Origin of the sequence: Streptomyces sp. NPDC002573 (assembly GCF_042889625.1) — a bacterium.
Lineage (GTDB): Bacteria > Actinomycetota > Actinomycetes > Streptomycetales > Streptomycetaceae > Streptomyces > Streptomyces gibsoniae.
Genome location: NZ_JBIARC010000003.1, coordinates 41,230 through 60,031, shown reverse-complemented (window position 1 = coordinate 60,031; position 18,802 = coordinate 41,230). Strand labels below are relative to the sequence as shown.

At 72.2% G+C, this 18,802-nt stretch carries 17 protein-coding genes; 5 read left to right on the top strand and 12 right to left on the bottom strand.

What is annotated here, in order from left to right; genetic code table 11:
• Window positions 1-78: 78 nt before the first annotated feature.
• Window positions 79-2,262 carry a SpoIIE family protein phosphatase gene (locus tag ACFYX0_RS03955; protein WP_388966023.1) on the top strand — a complete coding sequence of 728 codons (2,184 nt, stop codon included), beginning with the start codon at window positions 79-81 and terminating at the stop codon, window positions 2,260-2,262.
• A gap of 52 nt (window positions 2,263-2,314) precedes the next feature.
• On the opposite strand, the gene ACFYX0_RS03950 is transcribed toward ACFYX0_RS03955, so the two are convergent.
• The 9 genes from ACFYX0_RS03950 to ACFYX0_RS03910 all read right to left on the bottom strand — a co-directional run bounded on the left by ACFYX0_RS03950 (window position 2,315) and on the right by ACFYX0_RS03910 (window position 9,076).
• Window positions 2,315-2,545, bottom strand: coding sequence for a hypothetical protein (locus ACFYX0_RS03950; protein ID WP_355905340.1), 231 nt, complete (start codon window positions 2,543-2,545; stop codon window positions 2,315-2,317).
• A gap of 285 nt (window positions 2,546-2,830) precedes the next feature.
• Entirely contained in the window at window positions 2,831-2,980 is a 150-nt protein-coding gene (locus tag ACFYX0_RS03945; protein WP_311697689.1) for a hypothetical protein, read from the bottom strand.
• A 58-nt stretch (window positions 2,981-3,038) separates the two neighbouring features.
• Window positions 3,039-3,245 carry a hypothetical protein gene (locus ACFYX0_RS03940; RefSeq protein ID WP_388966021.1) on the bottom strand — a complete coding sequence of 69 codons (207 nt, stop codon included), beginning with the start codon at window positions 3,243-3,245 and terminating at the stop codon, window positions 3,039-3,041.
• A gap of 18 nt (window positions 3,246-3,263) precedes the next feature.
• Window positions 3,264-3,854 (bottom strand): DUF5947 family protein, encoded by a 591-nt coding sequence (locus tag ACFYX0_RS03935; protein ID WP_355905335.1) that lies wholly within the window; start codon window positions 3,852-3,854, stop codon window positions 3,264-3,266.
• Entirely contained in the window at window positions 3,851-4,402 is a 552-nt protein-coding gene (locus tag ACFYX0_RS03930; protein ID WP_355905332.1) for a NifU family protein, read from the bottom strand. Before ACFYX0_RS03930 ends, ACFYX0_RS03935 begins: the two co-directional genes overlap by 4 nt.
• Window positions 4,395-6,188 carry a nickel-dependent hydrogenase large subunit gene (locus tag ACFYX0_RS03925; RefSeq protein WP_355905329.1) on the bottom strand — a complete coding sequence of 598 codons (1,794 nt, stop codon included), beginning with the start codon at window positions 6,186-6,188 and terminating at the stop codon, window positions 4,395-4,397. The genes ACFYX0_RS03930 and ACFYX0_RS03925 overlap by 8 nt, the downstream gene beginning before the upstream one ends.
• Window positions 6,185-7,312: a hydrogenase expression protein HypE gene (locus ACFYX0_RS03920; protein ID WP_388966019.1), complete on the bottom strand. Its 1,128-nt coding sequence runs from the start codon at window positions 7,310-7,312 to the stop codon at window positions 6,185-6,187. The genes ACFYX0_RS03925 and ACFYX0_RS03920 overlap by 4 nt, the downstream gene beginning before the upstream one ends.
• A complete protein-coding gene (locus ACFYX0_RS03915; RefSeq protein ID WP_311697695.1) occupies window positions 7,309-7,854 on the bottom strand; it encodes a hemerythrin domain-containing protein in 546 nt (181 codons plus the stop codon). The genes ACFYX0_RS03920 and ACFYX0_RS03915 overlap by 4 nt, the downstream gene beginning before the upstream one ends.
• Window positions 7,826-9,076 carry a hypothetical protein gene (locus ACFYX0_RS03910; protein WP_388966016.1) on the bottom strand — a complete coding sequence of 417 codons (1,251 nt, stop codon included), beginning with the start codon at window positions 9,074-9,076 and terminating at the stop codon, window positions 7,826-7,828. Before ACFYX0_RS03910 ends, ACFYX0_RS03915 begins: the two co-directional genes overlap by 29 nt.
• Window positions 9,077-9,280: 204 nt before the next feature.
• Here ACFYX0_RS03910 and ACFYX0_RS03905 point away from each other — a divergent pair, with 204 nt between their 5' ends.
• Window positions 9,281-9,706 carry a phage holin family protein gene (locus ACFYX0_RS03905; RefSeq protein ID WP_388966014.1) on the top strand — a complete coding sequence of 142 codons (426 nt, stop codon included), beginning with the start codon at window positions 9,281-9,283 and terminating at the stop codon, window positions 9,704-9,706.
• Here ACFYX0_RS03905 and ACFYX0_RS03900 read toward each other — a convergent pair.
• Window positions 9,678-10,397 (bottom strand): YqjF family protein, encoded by a 720-nt coding sequence (locus ACFYX0_RS03900; protein ID WP_388966012.1) that lies wholly within the window; start codon window positions 10,395-10,397, stop codon window positions 9,678-9,680. The genes ACFYX0_RS03905 and ACFYX0_RS03900 overlap by 29 nt on opposite strands.
• 127 nt (window positions 10,398-10,524) lie before the next feature.
• On the opposite strand from ACFYX0_RS03900, the gene ACFYX0_RS03895 reads away from it, so the two are divergent.
• The 3 genes from ACFYX0_RS03895 to ACFYX0_RS03885 all read left to right on the top strand — a co-directional run bounded on the left by ACFYX0_RS03895 (window position 10,525) and on the right by ACFYX0_RS03885 (window position 14,735).
• Entirely contained in the window at window positions 10,525-11,625 is a 1,101-nt protein-coding gene (locus ACFYX0_RS03895; RefSeq protein ID WP_388966009.1) for a substrate-binding domain-containing protein, read from the top strand.
• A gap of 174 nt (window positions 11,626-11,799) precedes the next feature.
• Window positions 11,800-12,846 carry a hydroxyacid dehydrogenase gene (locus tag ACFYX0_RS03890; protein WP_388966006.1) on the top strand — a complete coding sequence of 349 codons (1,047 nt, stop codon included), beginning with the start codon at window positions 11,800-11,802 and terminating at the stop codon, window positions 12,844-12,846.
• Window positions 12,843-14,735 (top strand): DUF2264 domain-containing protein, encoded by a 1,893-nt coding sequence (locus ACFYX0_RS03885; RefSeq protein WP_388966004.1) that lies wholly within the window; start codon window positions 12,843-12,845, stop codon window positions 14,733-14,735. Before ACFYX0_RS03890 ends, ACFYX0_RS03885 begins: the two co-directional genes overlap by 4 nt.
• Window positions 14,736-14,745: 10 nt before the next feature.
• Here ACFYX0_RS03885 and ACFYX0_RS03880 read toward each other — a convergent pair whose 3' ends face one another.
• Window positions 14,746-15,594 carry a chitosanase gene (locus tag ACFYX0_RS03880; RefSeq protein ID WP_388966001.1) on the bottom strand — a complete coding sequence of 283 codons (849 nt, stop codon included), beginning with the start codon at window positions 15,592-15,594 and terminating at the stop codon, window positions 14,746-14,748.
• A gap of 133 nt (window positions 15,595-15,727) precedes the next feature.
• A complete protein-coding gene (locus tag ACFYX0_RS03875; RefSeq protein WP_388965998.1) occupies window positions 15,728-18,550 on the bottom strand; it encodes a SpoIIE family protein phosphatase in 2,823 nt (940 codons plus the stop codon).
• Window positions 18,551-18,802: the final 252 nt, after the last annotated feature.

Here is an 18,802-nt window from a genome sequence, read left to right as displayed (position 1 = left end):
CGCCGAGGCGGCCTGACGGCCGGGCGCGCCCCGCCTAGCATGCAGGAAGAGGAACTCTCCGCGAAGTGAGCGCAGCGGATGGGCACAGGCGAGGATCTGCGGACCGCCACCGTCCAGGACCTGCTGGATCACATGCTGGCCCGGACGGTGGACAGCCTGGGCGCGCACGCCGGGGCGATCGTCCTGCTCGACCCCGGTGCGGAGGTCCTGGCCGCGGACGTGAGCGTCGGGCTGCCCTGGGAGTTCGTGGGGCCCTCGCGCCGTATCGGGGTGACCGACGGCCCCGGGGACCCCGTGGTCGAGGCGATCCAACTGCGGCAACCGGTGTGGACCGGGACCGGGGCCGGGGCCGGACCGGACTGCGGCCACCTGCTGGACGCCGATCTCTCCCCGTATCCACGCGGCACCGCGGTGACCCCGCTTCTCACCCCGTCCGCCGTCTGGGGCGCCCTCCTGGTGCTGATGCCGAAGAACGGTCCCGGACCCGACGAGGAAGCCCGGCGGCGGCTCACCACCGCGGCCCGTTGTATCGCCTGGGTCCTGCAAGGAGCCGCCCTCGCCGGGCACCGCCTCGTCCCGGGACCCGAGCCGCGCTTCCTGCCCCTGCCGACCGCCGAACCCGTGGCGCCGGGCGAGGCCCGAGCCGCCGCCGACCTCGTCGCCGCCCTGCCCGAAGGGGGCTGCCGGCTCGACCCCCGCGGCCGGATCACCTTCGTCGACCCCACCGCGGCCGACCTGCTGGGCGTGAGCGCCACGCAACTGCTGGGCAACCGGCCCTGGGAGGCGGTGCCCTGGCTGGACATCGCCGTCCACGAACACCGGCACCGGATCGCGGTCGCCGAACGGCTGCCGACCACCTTCACGGCGCAGCGGCCGTTCGGCGGGCGGCTGCTGTTCCAGCTCTACCCGGACCGCACGGGCGTGAGCGTGCGCATCCGCCTCGTGGACGAGCTGTTCGCGCCCAGGAGCCCGGATCCCGCCGAGGCGGGCGCGTCGGCCGGCGCCGTGCGTCCGGACGCGCTCTCCCATCTGATGTGCCTGTCCGGTGCCCTGGCCGAGGCGGCCTCCGTGCGTCAGATTGTCGACCTGGTGGCCGACCACCTCATGCTCTCCCTGCGCGCGCAGGCCTTCGCCCTGCTCGTCTCGGAGGCGGGGCGGGTACGGATCGTGGGCCACCGGGGCTTCAACCCGAACGTGATGGACCTCATCGACCACGTCCCCCTCGTCCCGAACGTCGCCGTGCCGGGGCTGACCACCGGTGCGCAGTCGCTGGAGCTGAACCAGGGCGTGCCGGCCTTCTTCTCCGACCGGCAGGAGCTGCGGACGGCGCATCCCGAGACCGCCGACATCGACGACGGCATGGGCGCGTGGGCGTTGCTGCCGCTCATGGTCTCCGGACGGGCCGTCGGCCTCTGCGTCGTCGGCTACGAGCGCCCGCACACGTTCACCCTCCAGGAGCGTACGACCCTGACCTCCATCGGCGCCCTGATCGCCCAGGCCCTGGACCGAGCCCGGCAGTACGACGCCGCCCAGGAACTGGCGGAGGGCCTCCAGGCCCGACTGCTGCCCCGCACCCTGCCCCGCATACCGGGACTCCAGATGGCCGCCCGCTATCTTCCCGCCAGCCACGGCATGGACGTCGGCGGCGACTTCTACGACCTCATCCGGCTCTCCGAGACGGAGGCCGCCGCCGTCATCGGCGACGTCCAGGGCCATGACGTCAGCGCCGCCGGTCTGATGGGGCAGGTCCGCACGGCCGTGCACGCCTACGCCGTCGCGGGCGCCGCCCCGGGCGAAGTGCTCGCCCGCACCAACCGCCTGCTCACCGACCTCGACCCGGACCTGCTCACCAGCTGTCTGTACGCGCACATCGACATCGCCGGCCACTGCGGACTACTGGCGACCGCCGGCCATGTCCCGCCCCTGCTGCGTCCCCCGGGGCGGCCCAGCGACGTGCTCGACCTGCCGCCGGGTCCCCTGCTCGGCGTCGACCCCACGGCGGACTACCCCACGACACAGGTCGACCTGTGTCCCGGCACCCTGCTGGCCGTGTACACCGACGGACTCGTCGAGACCCACGACAGGGACCACGACGCCAACATCGCGGAACTCGCGGCCGTGCTCTCCGACGCCTGCGGCCCGCTGGACGGCATCGCGGACGCGCTGCTCGCGCAGGCCCAGCCCTCGGGCGACCGCACCGACGACACCGCCCTGCTCCTGCTGAACGTCGAAGCACAGGCCACGGCCGAGACCGTGACCTGACCGACCCGACCGACCTGAGGGACCTGACGGCAGAACCTCGCCCGGCCGGGCATCAGACTCTGTCGTGCGTGGCGACCGGCGAAGGACCGGTCCCGGGCGGGGCCGTCATCAGCTTCGCGAACGACGCCATGCACGCCGTACAGTGACCCGCCTGCTGGGCGCCGGCCGCGTCCACCGCCTCGACAAGCCGCTGTCCGCACAGGGTCGTTGTGGTCTGCTTGACCATGACGTGCCACACCAGCACGCCGCCGGGCTTCTCGGGGCCCGCACACATCTCATACATGATCGGCTCCTTTGACGGATGCCTCTCCCCTTCCAGGAGACCCCGTCCGAGCCGTCCGCGCGGGACAGAGGGGGCCATTCGGGGGACATGGCCGCACATCCCCCCAGCTCCGAACGGCAGTTGGCGCGACGTCCGGTGCGGCGACGCGTCCCGCCGTCCACGGCCGTGCCCGGCGACGGCACCGGCACGGCCCCGGGGCACGCCGACGGACCGCTCCCGTCGCGGTGAGGCGCGCCGGGCGGGTGCGGTCCGCCGTGATGTGCGTGAGGTCTGGCGGCGGGACGCTCAGTACGTGTGCCGGGAGCCGGTGCGGACTCCCACCATCCGCCAGATCCTGACCTCACGGACCAGTCCGGGCAGTTCCCTGGCGAGCAGCGTCAGCGCAACGGCGCCCACCAGCACACCCTGGGCGATCAGCACGCGTTTGGCCGTCATCCCCAACTCCTCTCGTCTGGGCGGCCGCGCCCCTCCGGGCGCGGCCGTGGAGGCCGAGTCATCCCGGAGGGAGGTTCGGCATGGTCTTCGCGATCGCGTTGTGCGCCCTCCAGTGCACCCCGGTCGAACGCCGCGCGTCGGCGGTCCCGTCCTCGTGGTGACCGGTCTGCCGCTTGTTCGGGCCCTTGTTGCCCTGGTGCAGTCCGGAGACGTGCTGGGGCGTATCAGGATTCACCTGCGCCTTGCCTACTCGGATCCTTCCCATCGTCTGCTCCCTTGCCGGTTACTGCGGTTGTTCGGTCAGCTCCGCGAAGAACTGCCCGACGGCGGGCCACACCCGGCTGCCGCCGGACAGACCCCGCCACTCCCGTCGGACGACGGCCACCATCCGGAAGCAGTCGTCGACCGGAGCGATCCAGTGCTCTCGCGCCCCGTGGGCGGTGTTCACCAGCAGTGCCTCCACGTCCGTCGCCAGGCCGGCGAGCTGCGGGCAGCCGGAGACGACATCGCGCCAGGCCGCCCGGTCCGCCTCCCAGCGGGTGGCGCCCGCCGGGCTCGGCAGATGTGCGGTCACCGTGTCGTCCGCGTGGTGCACGAAGAAGGCCAGCCCCACCGGAACGCCCAGCCCCTGTGTGTCCACCGGGGGGAGACGCACCCTGCGCCGTGGCACCAGCCGGTAGCGCCCTTCGCTCGCCCCCTCCTGGACGAAGAGCACGGAACAGGGCCGGCACGCGCACAGCACCGCCTCCCGGCCCGTCTCGAACAGATGCCGGTGCCCGGAGAACACCTCGGCGCCGCACAGGTCGCACCGCTCCGCGTCCGGCCGCCGGTCGGCGGCGGAGCGGATGACCCGGGCCAGTGCGCCGGAGGTCATGGCCGGCCTCCGGCGGACGCCGGACGCAGGGTGAGCGACTCGACCGGGACGAAGGCGGTCCGCCGCCCGTCGTCCCCCGGTGCCCGTTCGACGGCGGTGAGTTCGGGTGCCAGGGCGAGCACGGCCTCGCGGACCGCGTCCTCCAGGGCGGCGGACGACGTCCCGCACCCCTTGGCCGACACACGCACCTGGGCGACCCCCTCCTCCACGGAGGCCAGTTCGATGTCACCGCCCCGCTCGCGCACCGCGGGCCGCAGCCCGGCGACGGCCCGCTCGGCCCGGCGCTCCGGCGGCTCCGGATGGATGCCGTGGAGCACCAGGAGATGCCCGATCAGCTCGTCCTCGGCCATGCGTTCCACCACCGGCCCGTCGGCACCGTCCAGCACCCGGGCCAGCGCCTCGCCGTAGATCTCGGTGAGGACCTGTACGGCCTCGACCGCCGCGCCGGTCATCGGACCGGGCGCGTCCTGGATCTGCTCCAGCAGCCGGTCGACGCGCGACAGCCGCTCCGCGACCGCCGCCTCGTCGAGCCGTACCGTCTCAGGCATGAGCCGCCCCGTAGGTGGGTGAGTGCAGCTTGGACAGGGTGTTGCCCTTGCCGAGGTACATGTGCACCCCGCAGGGCAGACACGGGTCGAAGCTGCGCACGGTGCGCATGATGTCGACGCCCTTGAAGTCGTCCGGGCCGTTCTCCTCGAAGATCGGCTGGCCCTGGACGGCGTCCTCGTAGGGGCCGGGGGTGCCGTAGACGTCCCGGGGGCTGCCGTTCCACGGGGTCGGCGGGTACGGGTGGTAGTTCGCGATCTTCTTGTCCTTGATCACCACGTGGTGGGAGAGCACACCGCGTACCGCTTCGTGGAAGCCGCACCCGATCGCCTCGTCGGGCACCTCGTAGTTCTCGAAGACCTTGGTCTCACCGGCGCGGACGGCGGCCATCGCCTGCTCCAGGAACTGGAAGGCCATGGCGGCGGCGTAGGCGACGAAGTACGGCCGGGCCCGGTCGCGTTCCAGGGTGTTGCTCCACTTGGGGATCTTCCACTCCAGCGTCGTCTCCGGCAGCTTCTCACTCTTCGGCAGCGAGATCCGCACGCTGTGCCCCGTGGCCTTCACGTACGGCGTGTCCACCAGCCCGTTGAGCGCGGTCGACCACAGCCGCGCCAGCGGGCCGCCGCCGGTGTCCAGGGCGAGGTGGTCGCCGGTGTTGCCGTCGTACCAGCGCGGGCTCATCACCCAGCTGTAGTTGCCGTCGAAGTCGCGCTTCTGCGGCATCGGCACCGTGGTCTGGTTCCACGGGTGGCGCATGTCGACGGGGTTGCCCAGCGGATCGCGGGTGACGTACGGCTCCTCGTTCACCCAGTCGTCGTAGTACGAACTGCCCAGCAGGATCCTGATGCCGAGGTTGATGTCGACGAGGTCGTTGGTGACGAGCTTGCCGTCCACGATGACACCGGGGGTGACATACATCGCCCGGCCCCACTCGCTCATCGTCTCGTAGCGGTAGTCGCACACGTCCGGGTTCTGCCAGGCGCCCCAGCAGCCGAGCATGATCCGGCGGCGGCCCACCTCCTCGTAGCCGGGCAGCGCCTCGTAGAAGAAGTCGAAGACGTCGTCGTTCATCACGACGGCCTTCTTCACGAAGTCGAGGACGCGCAGCAGCCGGGAGAGGTAGTCGGTGAACGTGGTCGGCGTCGGCATCGTGCCGACCCCGCCCGGGTACAGCGTGGAGGGGTGGACGTGGCGTCCCTCCATCAGGCAGAACATCTCGCGGGTGATCCGGCTGACCTTGAGCGCCTCCTTGTACACCTCGCCCTCGAAGGGATTGAAGGCGCGCATGATGTCGGCGATGGTCCGGTAGCCGTGGATGTGGCCGTTGCGTGCCTCGGTGCGCTCCGCCCGGGCCAGGACGCTCGGGTTCGTGGACTTGACCATGGCCTCGCAGAAGTCCACGAACACCAGGTTGTCCTGGAAAATGGTGTGGTCGAAGATGTACTCGGCCGCCTCGCCCAGGTTGACGATGGTGTCGGCGAGCGGCGGCGGCTTGACGCCGTAGGCCATCTGCTGGGCGTAGTTGGAACAGGTGGTGTGGTTGTCGCCGCAGATCCCGCAGATGCGTGAGGTGATGAAGCCCGCGTCGCGCGGGTCCTTGCCCCTCATGAAGACGGAGTAGCCCCGGAACAGCGACGAAGTGCTGTGGCACTCCACCACCTCCCGGTTGGCGAAGTCGATCTTCGTGTAGATGCCGAGATTGCCGACGATCCGGGTGATCGGATCCCACGACATGTCCACGATCTGCGCAGGTTTGCGTGCGGTGCCCCGCGCCTCGGTTGCCGTCATGTCCGAGTCTTCCTCGCTCTCTCGCTCATGCCCTCCGTGGGGCGCCAGTAGGGGTCGTAACCGCTGGTCAACTCGCCCTTGTCATGACGCCACCTGGGCTCGCGGTTGACGGCCATGTTGGTGATGCCGCGCAGCCTGCGGATCACGGCCCCGTAGGGCCGGATGAGGGCCGACGAGATGGTGGCGCCCGTCGGCTCGTCCATGAACGGCATGAACGCGTCCGGGAATCCGGGCATGGTGCAGCCGATGCACACACCCCCGACGTTCGGGCAGCCGCCCACGCCCGACATCCAGCCGCGCTTGGGTACGTTGCAGTTGACGACCGGGCCCCAACAGCCCACCTTCACCTGGCACTTCGGCGAGTTGTAGTCCCTGGCGAAGTCGGCCTGCTCGTAGTACGCGGCGCGGTCGCAGCCCTCGTGCACCGTTCTGCCGAACAGCCACTGCGGGCGCAGCATATGGTCCAGCGGGGGCGGCGGCGCCGAGCCGGCCGCGTGGTACAGCAGCCAGGTCAGCGTCTCCATGAAGTTCTCCGGCTGGATGGGGCAGCCCGGCACATTGATGATCGGCAGCGCACCCCGCGACCTGAACTCCCAGCCCAGATAGTCGGCAAGGCCCATGGAGCCCGTGGGATTGCCCGCCATCGCGTGGATCCCGCCGTAGGTGGCGCAGGTACCCGCGGCGACGACCGCCCAGGCCTTGGGGGCGAGATGGTCGAGCCACCAGTTCAGGGTGAGCGGCTTGCCGGTCTCCGGATCGTTGCCGAACGAGGTCCAGTAGCCGTCGCCCTCGATGATGTTCTGGTTGGGGATGGAACCCTCGATGACCAGCACGAACGGCTCCAGTTCGCCGCGTGCCGCCGCCCGGAAGGGCGCGAGGAAGTCCTCGCCGCCCAGGCTGGGGGAGAGCACCTTGTTGTGCAGGTTCACCTTCGGCAGCCCCGGGACGAGTCCGAGGACGACGTCCTCGATCCCCGGCTGGCCGGCCGCGGTCATCGACACGGTGTCGCCGTCGCAGCTCATGCCCTCGGAGATCCACAGAATGTGAACCTCGTCGAAGCCCTGCCTGTCCTCGGCCCTGGCGGGCTGGTGGCTGACCTTCGTCGTCCCGCTTTCGCTGGTCATGTCCTCGGCCTCCCTTGCAGTCGGTCCCGGAGTCGGTCGTAGGCCGCGGCCACCGGTCCGGCGAGCGACAGCGCGGGGGGCTCGTCCGGTGCGTGTGGATGCGGTCGGGTCGGCGCGGTCTGCCTCGCCTGGGTGAGGAGCTCTCCGAGCCGGTCCAGATCCTGCTCGGACACGGCATCGCGGAGCCGGGGCAGCAACTCGCCCTCCTCCTCGTGCACGTGGTCCTCGATCTCCTGGCGCAACTGCTCGACGAGCTCTTCCTCGCGGTCGTCGTCCACGGACAACTTGTCGAGGGCCAGAAGCGTCTTCTTGGCCGCCATGTGTTCGGAGAGAAGCTCCTCGATCTCCTGCACTCCGTCCGGCAGAACCCTCTTGGCCAGCGGATAGACCATCAGTTCCTCGAGCGCGGTGTGCCGGGACAGCTCCTGGACCAGCGTCTCGACCACGGCCCGGCGCTGCCGGCCGGAGGCGGCGGAGCGGTAGTCGCGGAACAACTGCTCGACCATCCGGTGGTCATGCTTCAGCAACTCGATGGCGTCCATGACACCCTTCCTGGTCCAGGACGGCGGTTGTCCGCCCGCCCGGTCCGAGGACGTGCGGGCACGCTTCGCCGCCGCCTTCGGCCGGAACGCCGGCGGCCGGGGAGCCGTCCGTAGGGGAGAGAGCCGGGGCCGGGCCGGACGCGGTGGCGGGGGCCAGTGAGCGGATGGCTCCGTGCAGCCGGGCCCAGACCTCCGGCGGCATGGTCTCCACCCGGTCGAGGATCCCGGCGGCTCTCGGATCGGTGGCGCGTGCCTCCCGCTTCTCGTCGTCCGTGAGCAACAGCGTCCGCAGGGTGAGGATCTCGTCGATCTCCGCCGCGTCATGCAGATCGCCGGGGCTCTCCGGTGCCACCTGCGGATGGTCGGGCAGGATGATCGGCGACGACAGCACGAGGCCGTCGGATCCTTCCGCGCCCGCGAGCACCGGGAAGGTGTGCACATTGCGGCAGTCGCGTGCGAGCTCCGCGACCTCGTCGGGCGGATCGATGGAGGAGAAGAAGCTCAGCCCGGTGCCGCCGACGAACGTGTGCGCCGCGACCAGGGCATGACCGAGGGCCTCGTCCCGCGGCGCCCCGGCGGGTGTCGACCGGCCGGTGTTCTCCGTGCGCACCCGCAGCCGGTACAGGGGGCCGGGGCCCGGCAGCCGCGCGGCGCTCAGCGTCGTCCGCGCCTCGACGGGACGGCGCCGGCGCACCAGGCGTCCCGCACCCTCGGGCAACTGCTCGGTCTCCTCGCCACCGGGAGCGCCGATGTCGAACTCCCGGGACGCGGCCAGCAGATCCCCGAGCGGAACCATCAGATCCGTCTCCTGCGGCACCGCCTCCTCGAAGGAGAGATGAACCGTGCCTGCGGCCTCCAGGCCGTCGACGGGCACATGGCGGCCGTCCTCGGTCCGGCGCTCGACGCTCCGGTCCTGCGTCTGCAGATAGCGCACCCGTACCCTTACGACGGCATCGGGTTCGGCCCGCAGCAGGCACTCGGTCTGTTGCCACCAGGACTCCACAGACCCCGAGAGGCCGGGGGCCACCGGGCCGTACGCCTCGGCCCAGGCGCGCGGCGCGAGGATGCCGAACTGCCAGCGCACCCGGTTCTTGGGGGAGGACCTGCGGTACGGATAGAGCAGATATCCCTCGTAGAGCACCGCGTCGGCCACCGCGCACGCCTCCTCGAACGCGGGATCCGCATCGCGTGCGCTACCGCGCTTCAGGTCAGGCTCGCTCACCGTCGCTCCTCGCTGACTGAATATCTGCAGGGCATTCGTTTACAACGATCACACCTTTTATTGCGTGAGGCGCGTATTGGATGCATTTGGGTGAGTGACGGGGTGGCCTGGCGGGGTACTGCGGGAGTGGGACCCCGGCCGCGGGCCTCGGCGCCGACGGACCCGGCACCCGGTGCGCAGCGAGACGGAGGCGGAGGCGGCAGCATGCATGTGCAAGGCGGCGAATCGTCGGAGGGCAGGCCCACCGTGGGTGACGCGGCGGCCCGACTGGCCCAGGACACCGCGCAGCTGGTCCGTCACGAGATCCTCGCGGTGCAGAGTGAACTCAGAGCCGCCCTGCGGCGGATCGGCGCGGGCGGCGCGATGCTCGGCGCCGCCGGGGGATTCGGTGTCCTGGCGCTGTGGTCCGCGCATGAGACCGCGCTGCGGGCACTGGAGTCGAAACTGCCCGGTCCACGGGCACCGGCCCTGCTGGGCTGCGCCTATGCCGCGGGGGCCGTGGCCCTCGGGGCGGCCGCGCGGGACCGTGTGCGCACCGGGGTCGAGGTGTCGGCGGAGGCGTTCGACGAGGAGGACCGGTCCGTCGCGGAGGGGCCCGGGATCAGCGGCCGGGACGGCGGGCCCGGGTAGCGGGACGGGGCGGCGCGAACCGTACGTCGTGCACTCCCGGTGAGTAGTGGAACACCGGGGGGCCGGACGGCGCGGGCAGGCCGGCCGCCGCCGTCAGTGTCTGGCGGAGGTCCACCGCATCGGCCCGGCACAACCTCCAGGGCTCGTGGTCGACGGCCGTCTGCCACAGCACACGGCCGGTGCGGGTGAAGGCACGCCACCGGGAGGTCAGCCAGAGGTCCAGGGCGTCGACGGCGACCGGTGCGCCGGGGCGGACCGTCACGCCGTAGGACGGGTAGCCGCCGCGGCGCACCCCGGCGTAACGCACGGCGCCGTCCTCCTTGTGCAAGGTCAGTGCGCCGAGGTGATACGGCGCGCCGATGGCCCAGCCCGCGAGCATGACGGCCGTGCCGACCTCCAGGGACAGGAACCACAGACCGTCCAGGCCGTCGGCGCGGCGTACGAAGGTGCGCAGGTTGGTCTCCGGGAAGGACCACCCCGGGGGCGGCAGACCGCCGGGGCGCAGATCCGACATCACGAAGGGCGTGAACCCGACCCACGCGGTGTCCTCGAACGTGTCGACGGTGAGCCCCGGCGGCAGCAGGGCCTGTACGACCCGGGGCTCATAGGGCCAGTGGACGAAGGTCTGGCTCAGCCATCGTGCCTCGACCAGGGGCAGAGCGACATGGCGCTCGGCGGTCCTCGACACCATGCCTCAAAGCTACGCGCTGGACCCGCATCCGCGGTGGACGGACGAGCGGGCCGTCATCCGGCCTAGCGAGCGCTCGTATGCTGATGCCTGAATCGCTCAAACGAACAGGGATGGGCGGGGAGGCCTCATGCGGGAGCCGGTCGATCTCAGGCGTCGGCGGATCCTGGCCGCGGTGCAGGCGCGCGGCTCGGCTCGGGTACGCGACCTCGCCGCCGAACTCCAGGTCTCGGTGGTGACGGTCCGCAGGGACGTGGAGGAGCTGACCCGCGAGGGCAGGCTGCGCCGCGGCCACGGGGTGGTGCGGTCCACGCTGCCCGCCCAGGAGCTGCCGGAGAGCGGGGCCGCCGACGGGGACACGGTCGCCGTGGTCGTGCCCGAGCGGCACTCCTGTCTCTACGAGACCCTGCACGGCGCCCGCACCGCGCTCGAAGCGGCCGGCCTGCGGATCGCCCTGCACATCGCTCCGCAGGTGCCCGGCGCCGAACGCCCCCAGGTCGAGCGGGCGTTGGCGGACGGGGCGCGCGGTGTGCTGCTGGCGCCCCGTTGGCGCAGCACGGCCGACGAGGAGGCCGACCACGGCTGGCTGGCCGCGCTCGGCGTCCCGCTGGTGCTGATGGAGCGGCGGCCCCCCAGGGGCAGCGCGCTCCATGCGGTGGACTCCGTGTGCTCGGACCACTGGTACGGCGCGCATCTCGCCGTGGACCACCTGGTGCGGCTCGGGCACCGGCGGATCCTGTTCGCCACCCGCGACGACAGTCCCACCGCGCGGACCCTGCGGGCCGCCCTGTGCGAGATCGCCGCCGCGCACCCGCTGGTGGAGGACTGGGCGTGGACGCTGAGTTCACCGTCGGCGGGTGTCGGCACGCCGGATGCCGAGGACGCGTCGCCCGATCCGACAGATCTGTTGCGCAGGCTGGGCGCGACCGCGGCCGTGCTGCACGGGGACGTGGACGCCCTGATGCTCGTGCAACAGCTCGCGGGGGAGGGGGTGCGTGTCCCCGAGGACTGCTCCGTCATCGCGTACGACGACGTGGTGGCCGGACTGGGCACCCCACCGCTCACGGCGGTGTCCCCGCCCAAGGACGAAGTGGGCCGGGTGGCCGCGGAGTTGCTGCTCGGACGACTCGATGGCGGCCGCGCGGGCGCGGCCCGCCCGGCCCAGCGCGTCGAACTGCTGCCCGCGCTCACGGTCCGTGGCTCGACCCGGAAGCGCGTTTCCGAGGCGTGATGAGCGTTTGACCGCTTTATCTTCTTCTGATCGCTCCCTTGACCGTTTGCTTCGGCGCCATGAGGATTCCCGTGCCCGGAACGTTCTGCTGCGGCGCTTCCGGCGCAGTGGACCGACCGCCGTTGCTCTCAAGTAGCCCGGTTCGCCGCACCCGTGAGGAGTTCCCGACCCGAGATGACCGACTCCCCGTCGACCGCCGCCGTGCCGGGCCCCGGCTTTCGCCCCCGTGCCGCCCTCGCCATGTCCCGGGAGGCCGCCGCGGCCGTCCTCGACACCGAGACCCTCGACGCCCTCGCCGCGATCTGCGACCTCGCCCCGCCGCCCGTCCTCGACGACCTCACCACACCACGGGCCGGGGCCGTCCTCGCCGATGTCGACCTGCTGGTCACCGGCTGGGGCTGCCCTCCGCTCGATCGGGACGTGCTCGGGGCGGCGCCCCGGCTGCGCGCGGTCGTGCACACCGCGGGCAGCGTCCGCGGGCACATCACCGAGGCCTGCTGGGAACGCGGCATCGAGGTGTCCTCCGCGGCCTCCGCCAACGCCGTCCCGGTCGCCGAGTACACCCTCGCGATGATCCTGCTCACCGGCAAGGACATCCTGGAACGCGCCCGCGACTACCGCGCCGATCGCAGCCGCGACGACTGGCTGCGCACCCCCCGTACCGTCGGCAACCACCGCCGCACCGTGGGCATCCTGTCCGCGTCGCGCATCGGCCGCCGGGTCGTCGAACTGCTGCGCCCGCACGACATCGACGTGCTGCTGTACGACCCGTACGTCACCGGCCCGGAGGCGGCCGAACTGGGTGTCGAGCAGGTCGAGTTGGGCGAGCTGTTCGCACGCGTCGACACCGTCAGCGTACACACGCCGTTGCTGCCCGCGACCCGCGGTCTGGTCGGCCGGCGCCAGATCGACGCACTGCGTCCGGGGGCCGTACTGATCAACACCTCGCGCGGAGCGGTCGTCGACCAGCACGCGCTGACGGAAGCAGCCCTGGCCGGGCGCCTCCGGGCCGTGCTCGACGTGACCGACCCCGAAGTGCTGCCCCCCGGGCACCCGTTGTGGGACTGCGACAACGTGCTCATCACCCCGCACCTGGCCGGCTCCCAGGGCAACGAGTGGCGCCGGCTGGCCGACCTCGCCCTCGCCGAGACCGCGCGCTGGGCGTCCGGTGCCGGGTTCCTGCACCCCGTACGACGCGAGAGGCTGGCGTTCCAGGCATGAGCATCCCCTTCGAACTGCCCCCGGAGGACCGGGAGTCGAGCCCGTACACGGGATACACCAGGGCCCACTGGGAGGTCGTGGCGGACGGACTGCTGGCGGCCGCCTGGCGCTGGAGCACACCTGGCCGTGCCCTGCTCGGCCTGCCCGGACGGCCCTCACGCTCGGGGGTGCGGTCCGACGGTCTGGAGGGCTACGCCCGCACGTTCCTCGCCGCCGCCTTCCGGGTGGCGGGCGCCGGCGGGAGCGACCCGCACGGCTGGCTGGAGCGGTACGCGGCGGGGCTCGCCGCCGGTACCCGTACTCCCGGCCGGGGCGACGCGGAGTCCTGGCCGCTGGTCCTGGACCACGATGTGCAGGGCCAGCCGATGGTGGAGTCCGCGTCGGTCGCCCTCGGGCTGCGGCTCACCGCTCCCTGGCTGTGGAAGAACCTCGACGCGGGCGTCCAGGACCGGGCGGAGGAGTGGCTGCGCGGGGCGCTGCGCCACACGCCCGCGCCGAACAACTGGTATCTCTTCCCCTTCACGGTCGCCGGGTTCCTGGAGTCGGTGGGCCGCGGGGACGCGGAGACGGCCGCGGCCCGGCGGCGCGCGCTGGACCTGCTGGAGAGCTGGTACCGCGGCGACGGCTGGTACGCGGACGGCGACGGGCGTGCCTTCGACCACTACAACGGCTGGGCCCTGCATCTGTATCCGGTGCTGGACGCCCACCTCGCCGGGGACGGTAAAACCGCCGCCGACCACGGAGCCCGGCTTCGGGAGTATCTGGCGGGCTTCTCGCTGATGTTCGGCGCGGACGGCGCGCCGCTGCACTTCGGCCGCTCGCTGACCTACCGGTTCGCGGCCACGGCGGCCGTCGGCCTGGGCGCCCTGACCGGCCACACCCCGCTGCCCCCCGGCACCTCCCGGCGCCTGGTCAACGGCGGTCTGCGCCACTTCCTGGACCGCGGCGCACTGACCGACGACGGGCTGCTCGCCCTCGGCTGGTACGGCCCCCACGACGCCACCCTCCAGAGCTACTCGGGTCCGGCGTCCCCGTACTGGGCCTCGAAGGCGTTCGTGTCCCTGCTGGCGCCCGAGGACCATCCGCTGTGGACGGCCCGGGAGGAGCCCGCGCCCGCCGAGGGGCCCGACCGGGTGCTCGCCCTGCCGGCGCCGGGGCTGCTCGTGCAGTCGACGGGGGCCGACGGGATCGTACGGCTGCACAACCACGGCAGTGACCATGTACGTCCCCACGAGGGCGAGTCGGCGGCCGAGGACGATCCCCATTACGGTCGCCAGGCCTACTCGACCCGCACCGGCCCCACGGCCCCGGGGAACATCGCGGACAACCATCTGTCGGTCGAGGTGGACGGCCGGGGCAGCGTACGGCGCCGTATCCACCCCCTGGGTGCTGGGCACGGGGACGGCTGGGGGTGGGCGGCGTCCTGGCACCGGCCCGTCTTCGCCGCCGGACCGCCGATGGTGCCGGGCCTGCGGGTGGAGAGCGTGACGGTGGTCCGGGGGCGCTACGAACTGCGGCTCCACCGTGTGGTCGGCGCCCCGGACGGGGCCCGCGTCACCCATACGGGCTGGGCCACCGGGCCGGAGGAGCCCGTGGTGTCGGTGCTGCACGGGCTCCACGGCTGGGACGAGGGTTCCGAACCGGTGCCCGCGCCGCAGGGCACGGCCTACACCCGCTGGGCCCGGGTGCCCCGGCTGCGCGGGCGGGCCGGGGGCACCTCGGTGCATGTGTGCCTGGCTGTGCTCACGGCCGAGCCCCGGCCCGCGCCCCCGGCGGACGCCGTCGCCGCCGTGGTGGCCGACGGCGACGGCGTCGAGGTGACCTGGGCCGGGGACGGCGCACGGTCGCGGGTGGAGTTCCGGCCGCTGACCGTGTCCCTGCTGCGGTAGCGGTTCGAGGTCAGCCGATGTGGTAGCTGTCCCCGTAGACCTTCCAGTCGAGCGGCGGGTCGAGGTTCAGATTGCCCTTGCGCAGGAAGACCCGCTGCTCGGTGTCGACCCGGCTGGTGTCGCTGTGGGCCTCCTCCTGCTTCATGGCCCACACGCGCGCGTCGAGGAAGGCGTTGAGGTACGTCACCTCGCCGCCGCCCTGCGCCGGCGGCTTCGCCGAGCGCAGCGCGCGCTTGCGGATGTTACGGAAGCTCGTCGGGTCGTCCCCGTCGCCGTGCATGACGATGGCGTCGTAGTACGTGAACTGCCCGAGCACCCCGAGCCCGTCGGTCTTGCCCTGCTGCACGGCGGGGTTGAAGTACACCCGGTCGCGCTCGTCGTTCTGCGCCTGCTGGAACGCCGTGTCCTGCGCGGCCTTGCGCCAGTCCTTTGGGAAGTTCGGGTCCAGCCCCTGGTGCGAGTCGCTGCCGTTCACCGCACGCAGGGCGGGCAGGTACTTGGCGAGGACGTTGCCGGGCTTGCGGTCCGTGTAGAGCTGGACCAGGTCGAGCATGTCGCCGGTGCCGGAGCAGAAGCCGATGATGCCGGCGGTGTAGCCGCGGCCGTCGCCGATGTCCTCGATGTACTTGTACTGGGCCTTCCAGTCGAGGGAGGAGTTCTCCGCGCTGGAGACCAGCTTCATGGCGATCTCCTTCTTCGCCGGGTCGTCGAGCCCCACGGCCTTGGCGGCCGTGGGTGCCGCCGAGGCGTAGGGGGAGTTCAGGAGCGGCGCGGCGGCCAGGGAGGCGCCGATGAGGGCGAGCACGGTACGCCGGGACGTGTGCGTCGGGCCTGACGCGTCGGGGGAGCGATGCACCACGGGGACTCCAAGGGTGGGGGGTTGGGGGTGGCTGTACTGATAGGAAGGTTTACTATCAGAAACGGGGGATGATGGGTACCCGTCATGTGAGAGGTTCGTAGAGTCGAACAAGTCCCCCGGGGCCGGGCCCGCCTCAGGGCAGCGGCTGCTCGGCCCAGATGACCTTGCCCGTCGGCGTGTAGCGGGTCCCCCAGCGCTCGGCCAACTGCGCCACGAGGAACAGGCCGCGTCCGCCCTCGTCCGTCATGCCCGCATAGCGCAGATGGGGCGAGGTGCTGCTGCCGTCGAAGACCTCGCAGATCAGGCTGTGTTCGCGCACCACCCGCACATGGAGCGGCGGGCTGCCGTAGCGGATCGCGTTGGTGACCAGCTCGCTCAGGATCAGCTCCGTCGTGAAGTTCAGCTCGTCGAGCCCCCACTCCGCCAGCCGCCGTGTCACCGAGGCCCGCACCTCCCCGACGGCCGCCGGATCCATCGGCACGTCCCATTCGGCGATCTGGTCGGGCACGAGGGCGCGGGTGCGCGCGACGATCAGCGCGATGTCGTCGCTGGACCGGGACGGCGGCCGGGCGTCCAGGACGGCCCGGCAGGTGTCCTCGGGCGACGGTCCCGCATCCGCCAGCCAGGCGCGCAGCAGCTCCAGTCCGTCGTCGATGTCCCGCTCGCGGTCCTCGACGAGCCCGTCCGTGTAGAGCACGAGCCGGCTGCCCTCGGGGAGCTCCAGATCCGCCGTCTCGAACGGCAGCCCGCCGAGCCCGAGCGGCGGACCGGCCGGCACGTCGGGGAAGCCGACCTCGCCGTCGGGCTGGATCAGGGCCGGCGGCGGATGGCCCGCACGGGCGATGGTGCAGCGCCGCGACGCCGGGTCGTAGATCGCGTACAGACATGTCGCGCCCGTGACGGGGGCGCTCGTGTCCTCGGCCGTCTCGTTCTGGTCGATGCGGGCCACCAGTTCGTCCAGCAGACCGAGAAGTTCGTCCGGCGGCAGGTCAAGGGCCGAGAAGTTGTGGACCGCCGTGCGCAGCCGTCCCATGGTGGCCGCCGCGTGCAGGCCGTGGCCCACCACGTCGCCCACCACCAGCGCGACCCGGGCGCCGGACAGCGGCAGCACGTCGAACCAGTCGCCCCCCACCCCGGCCTGCGCCGGAAGGTAGCGGTAGGCGATGTCCAGGGCGCCCTGCTCGGGCAGCCGCTGCGGCAGCAGACTGCGCTGCAGCGTCTCCGCCATGCTGTGTTCGCGCGTGTACCGGCGCGCGTTGTCGATGGAGACCGCGGCACGGGCCACCAGTTCCTCGGCGAGCGCCACGTCCTCCACGTCGTAGGGCTCCGGCTTCTCGGAGCGCCAGAAGTTGACGAGGCCCAGGATCAGCGAACCCGCCCGCACGGGGGCGGTGATCAGCGAGTGGATCCCGTACGCCACGACCGCCGTGGTGCGCTCGATGTCCTGCGCGAGCCAGCCCGGGGCATCTCCCAGCCGGGGCTCCAGGACGGCCCTGCCGCTGTGCAGGCTGTGGGCCTGCGGCGAGGACGCCACGAACTGGATCCGGTGCCCCAGCGGGTACAGGGGGGCGCCCTCGCGGATTCCGGTGGACGCCGTACGGCGCAGATCCGACCCCGCCTCCGGCTCCTCGCCCTCCAGCACGGCTTCATACAGATCGACGGTGACGAAGTCGGCGAACCGGGGGACGGCCAGCTCCGCCAGCTCCTCGGCGGTGCGCCGTACGCTCAGGCTCGTCCCTACGGCGCCCCCGGCGTCGTACAGCAGCGTGAGGCGCTCGCGCGCCACCTCCGCCCTGCCGGACAGGGCACGCAGCTCCGTGGAGTCACGGAGGGTGGCCACGCTCCCGGGCGGGCCCCCTCCCAGGTCCGTGGGCCGCTGGTTGATGGCCAGCAGCCGGCCCCGGACCAGCCGCACCTCGTCGCTGGCGGTCCGCCCGGAGGCCAGCAGCGCGGCGGTGTCGGAGGGCAGGCCGAGGTCGGTCACATGCCGTCGCTCGGCGTCATCCGGCAGATCGAGCAGCCGCCGCGCCTCGTCGTTGCTGAGCAGCAGTCTGCCGTCGTCGCTGAGGATGATCACGCCCTCGCGGACCGAGTGCAGCACCGCGTCGTGGTGTTCGTACATCCGGGTCATCTCGCGCGGCCCGAGGCCGTGCGTCTGGCGCAGCAACCGCCGGCTGACCAGCGCCGTGCCCGCCGTGGCCAGGGCCAGCCCGGAGGCCGCGGCACCCAGCACCAGCGGCAGCTGCCGGGACGCGGCCGCGCCCACGTGTTCCGTCGTGACACCGGCCGACACCAGGCCCACCACCCTGCCGTCCATCGCTTTGACCGGGACGATCGCCTGCACCAGCCGACCGAGGGTGCCGTTGATCTCCTCGATCACGGGCATCCCGGCCAGCGCGGGTTCGAGGTTCCCGACGAACTGCCGGCCGATGCGCTCCCGTACCGGATGGGTGTAGCGGACCCCCTGGTTGTTCATGACGACGATGAAGTCGACCTTCGACGTGATACGGGCGGCTTCGGCGGCCGGTTGCAGCACGGCCGACGGGTCGGGACCGCTCAGCGCCTCACGGGTGCCCGGGGCGTAAGCGAACGCCTCGGCGACGGCGAGGGAACGGTTGCGAGCCTCCTGGGTGGTGTCGCGCCGCACCTGAAGGAACAGCGCCGCCACCGCGGTCAGCACCAGCAGCAGCACGATGATCACGTGCAGCAGGAACACCTGTCCGGCGACACTGCGCCCGGTCAGCGCCGAGCGCAGCGCCGCGAGGGCGCCCGGGCGCCGCTGATCCGTCTCCCGTTCCTTTCCTGAGGGCGGCGGGGACGATGACTGCGCCAGGTGCGCGGTCCCCCTGGCGTCCGATGCGGACACCAGGTCGGCGCGGCTCTGCGCGCCCGGGCGACGCGGACCGCTCGGACGACGGGACGACCGGAGACCGGTTCGACCCAGAAGTCGGACCATGCTGCCATGTCTACACTCCCCGGCGGCGGGAGGCGAGAGATCACTCCCGGTGATCGTGCGTTCCCCGGTGCGCGAGGCGGCCCGGACCGCGGGACCGGGCCCTTGCGCCGGGCCCCTTCCGTCGGACCCGCTCGCCTGATCCGTCGCGCCGGTGGGAGACGGCGGCTCTCACCGCCGAGTGGCGGCGCCACGCCCACTTTCGAGTGACTTGCTAGCCAGTCTGCTGACGCCCGGGACGGCCGTGCCCGACCA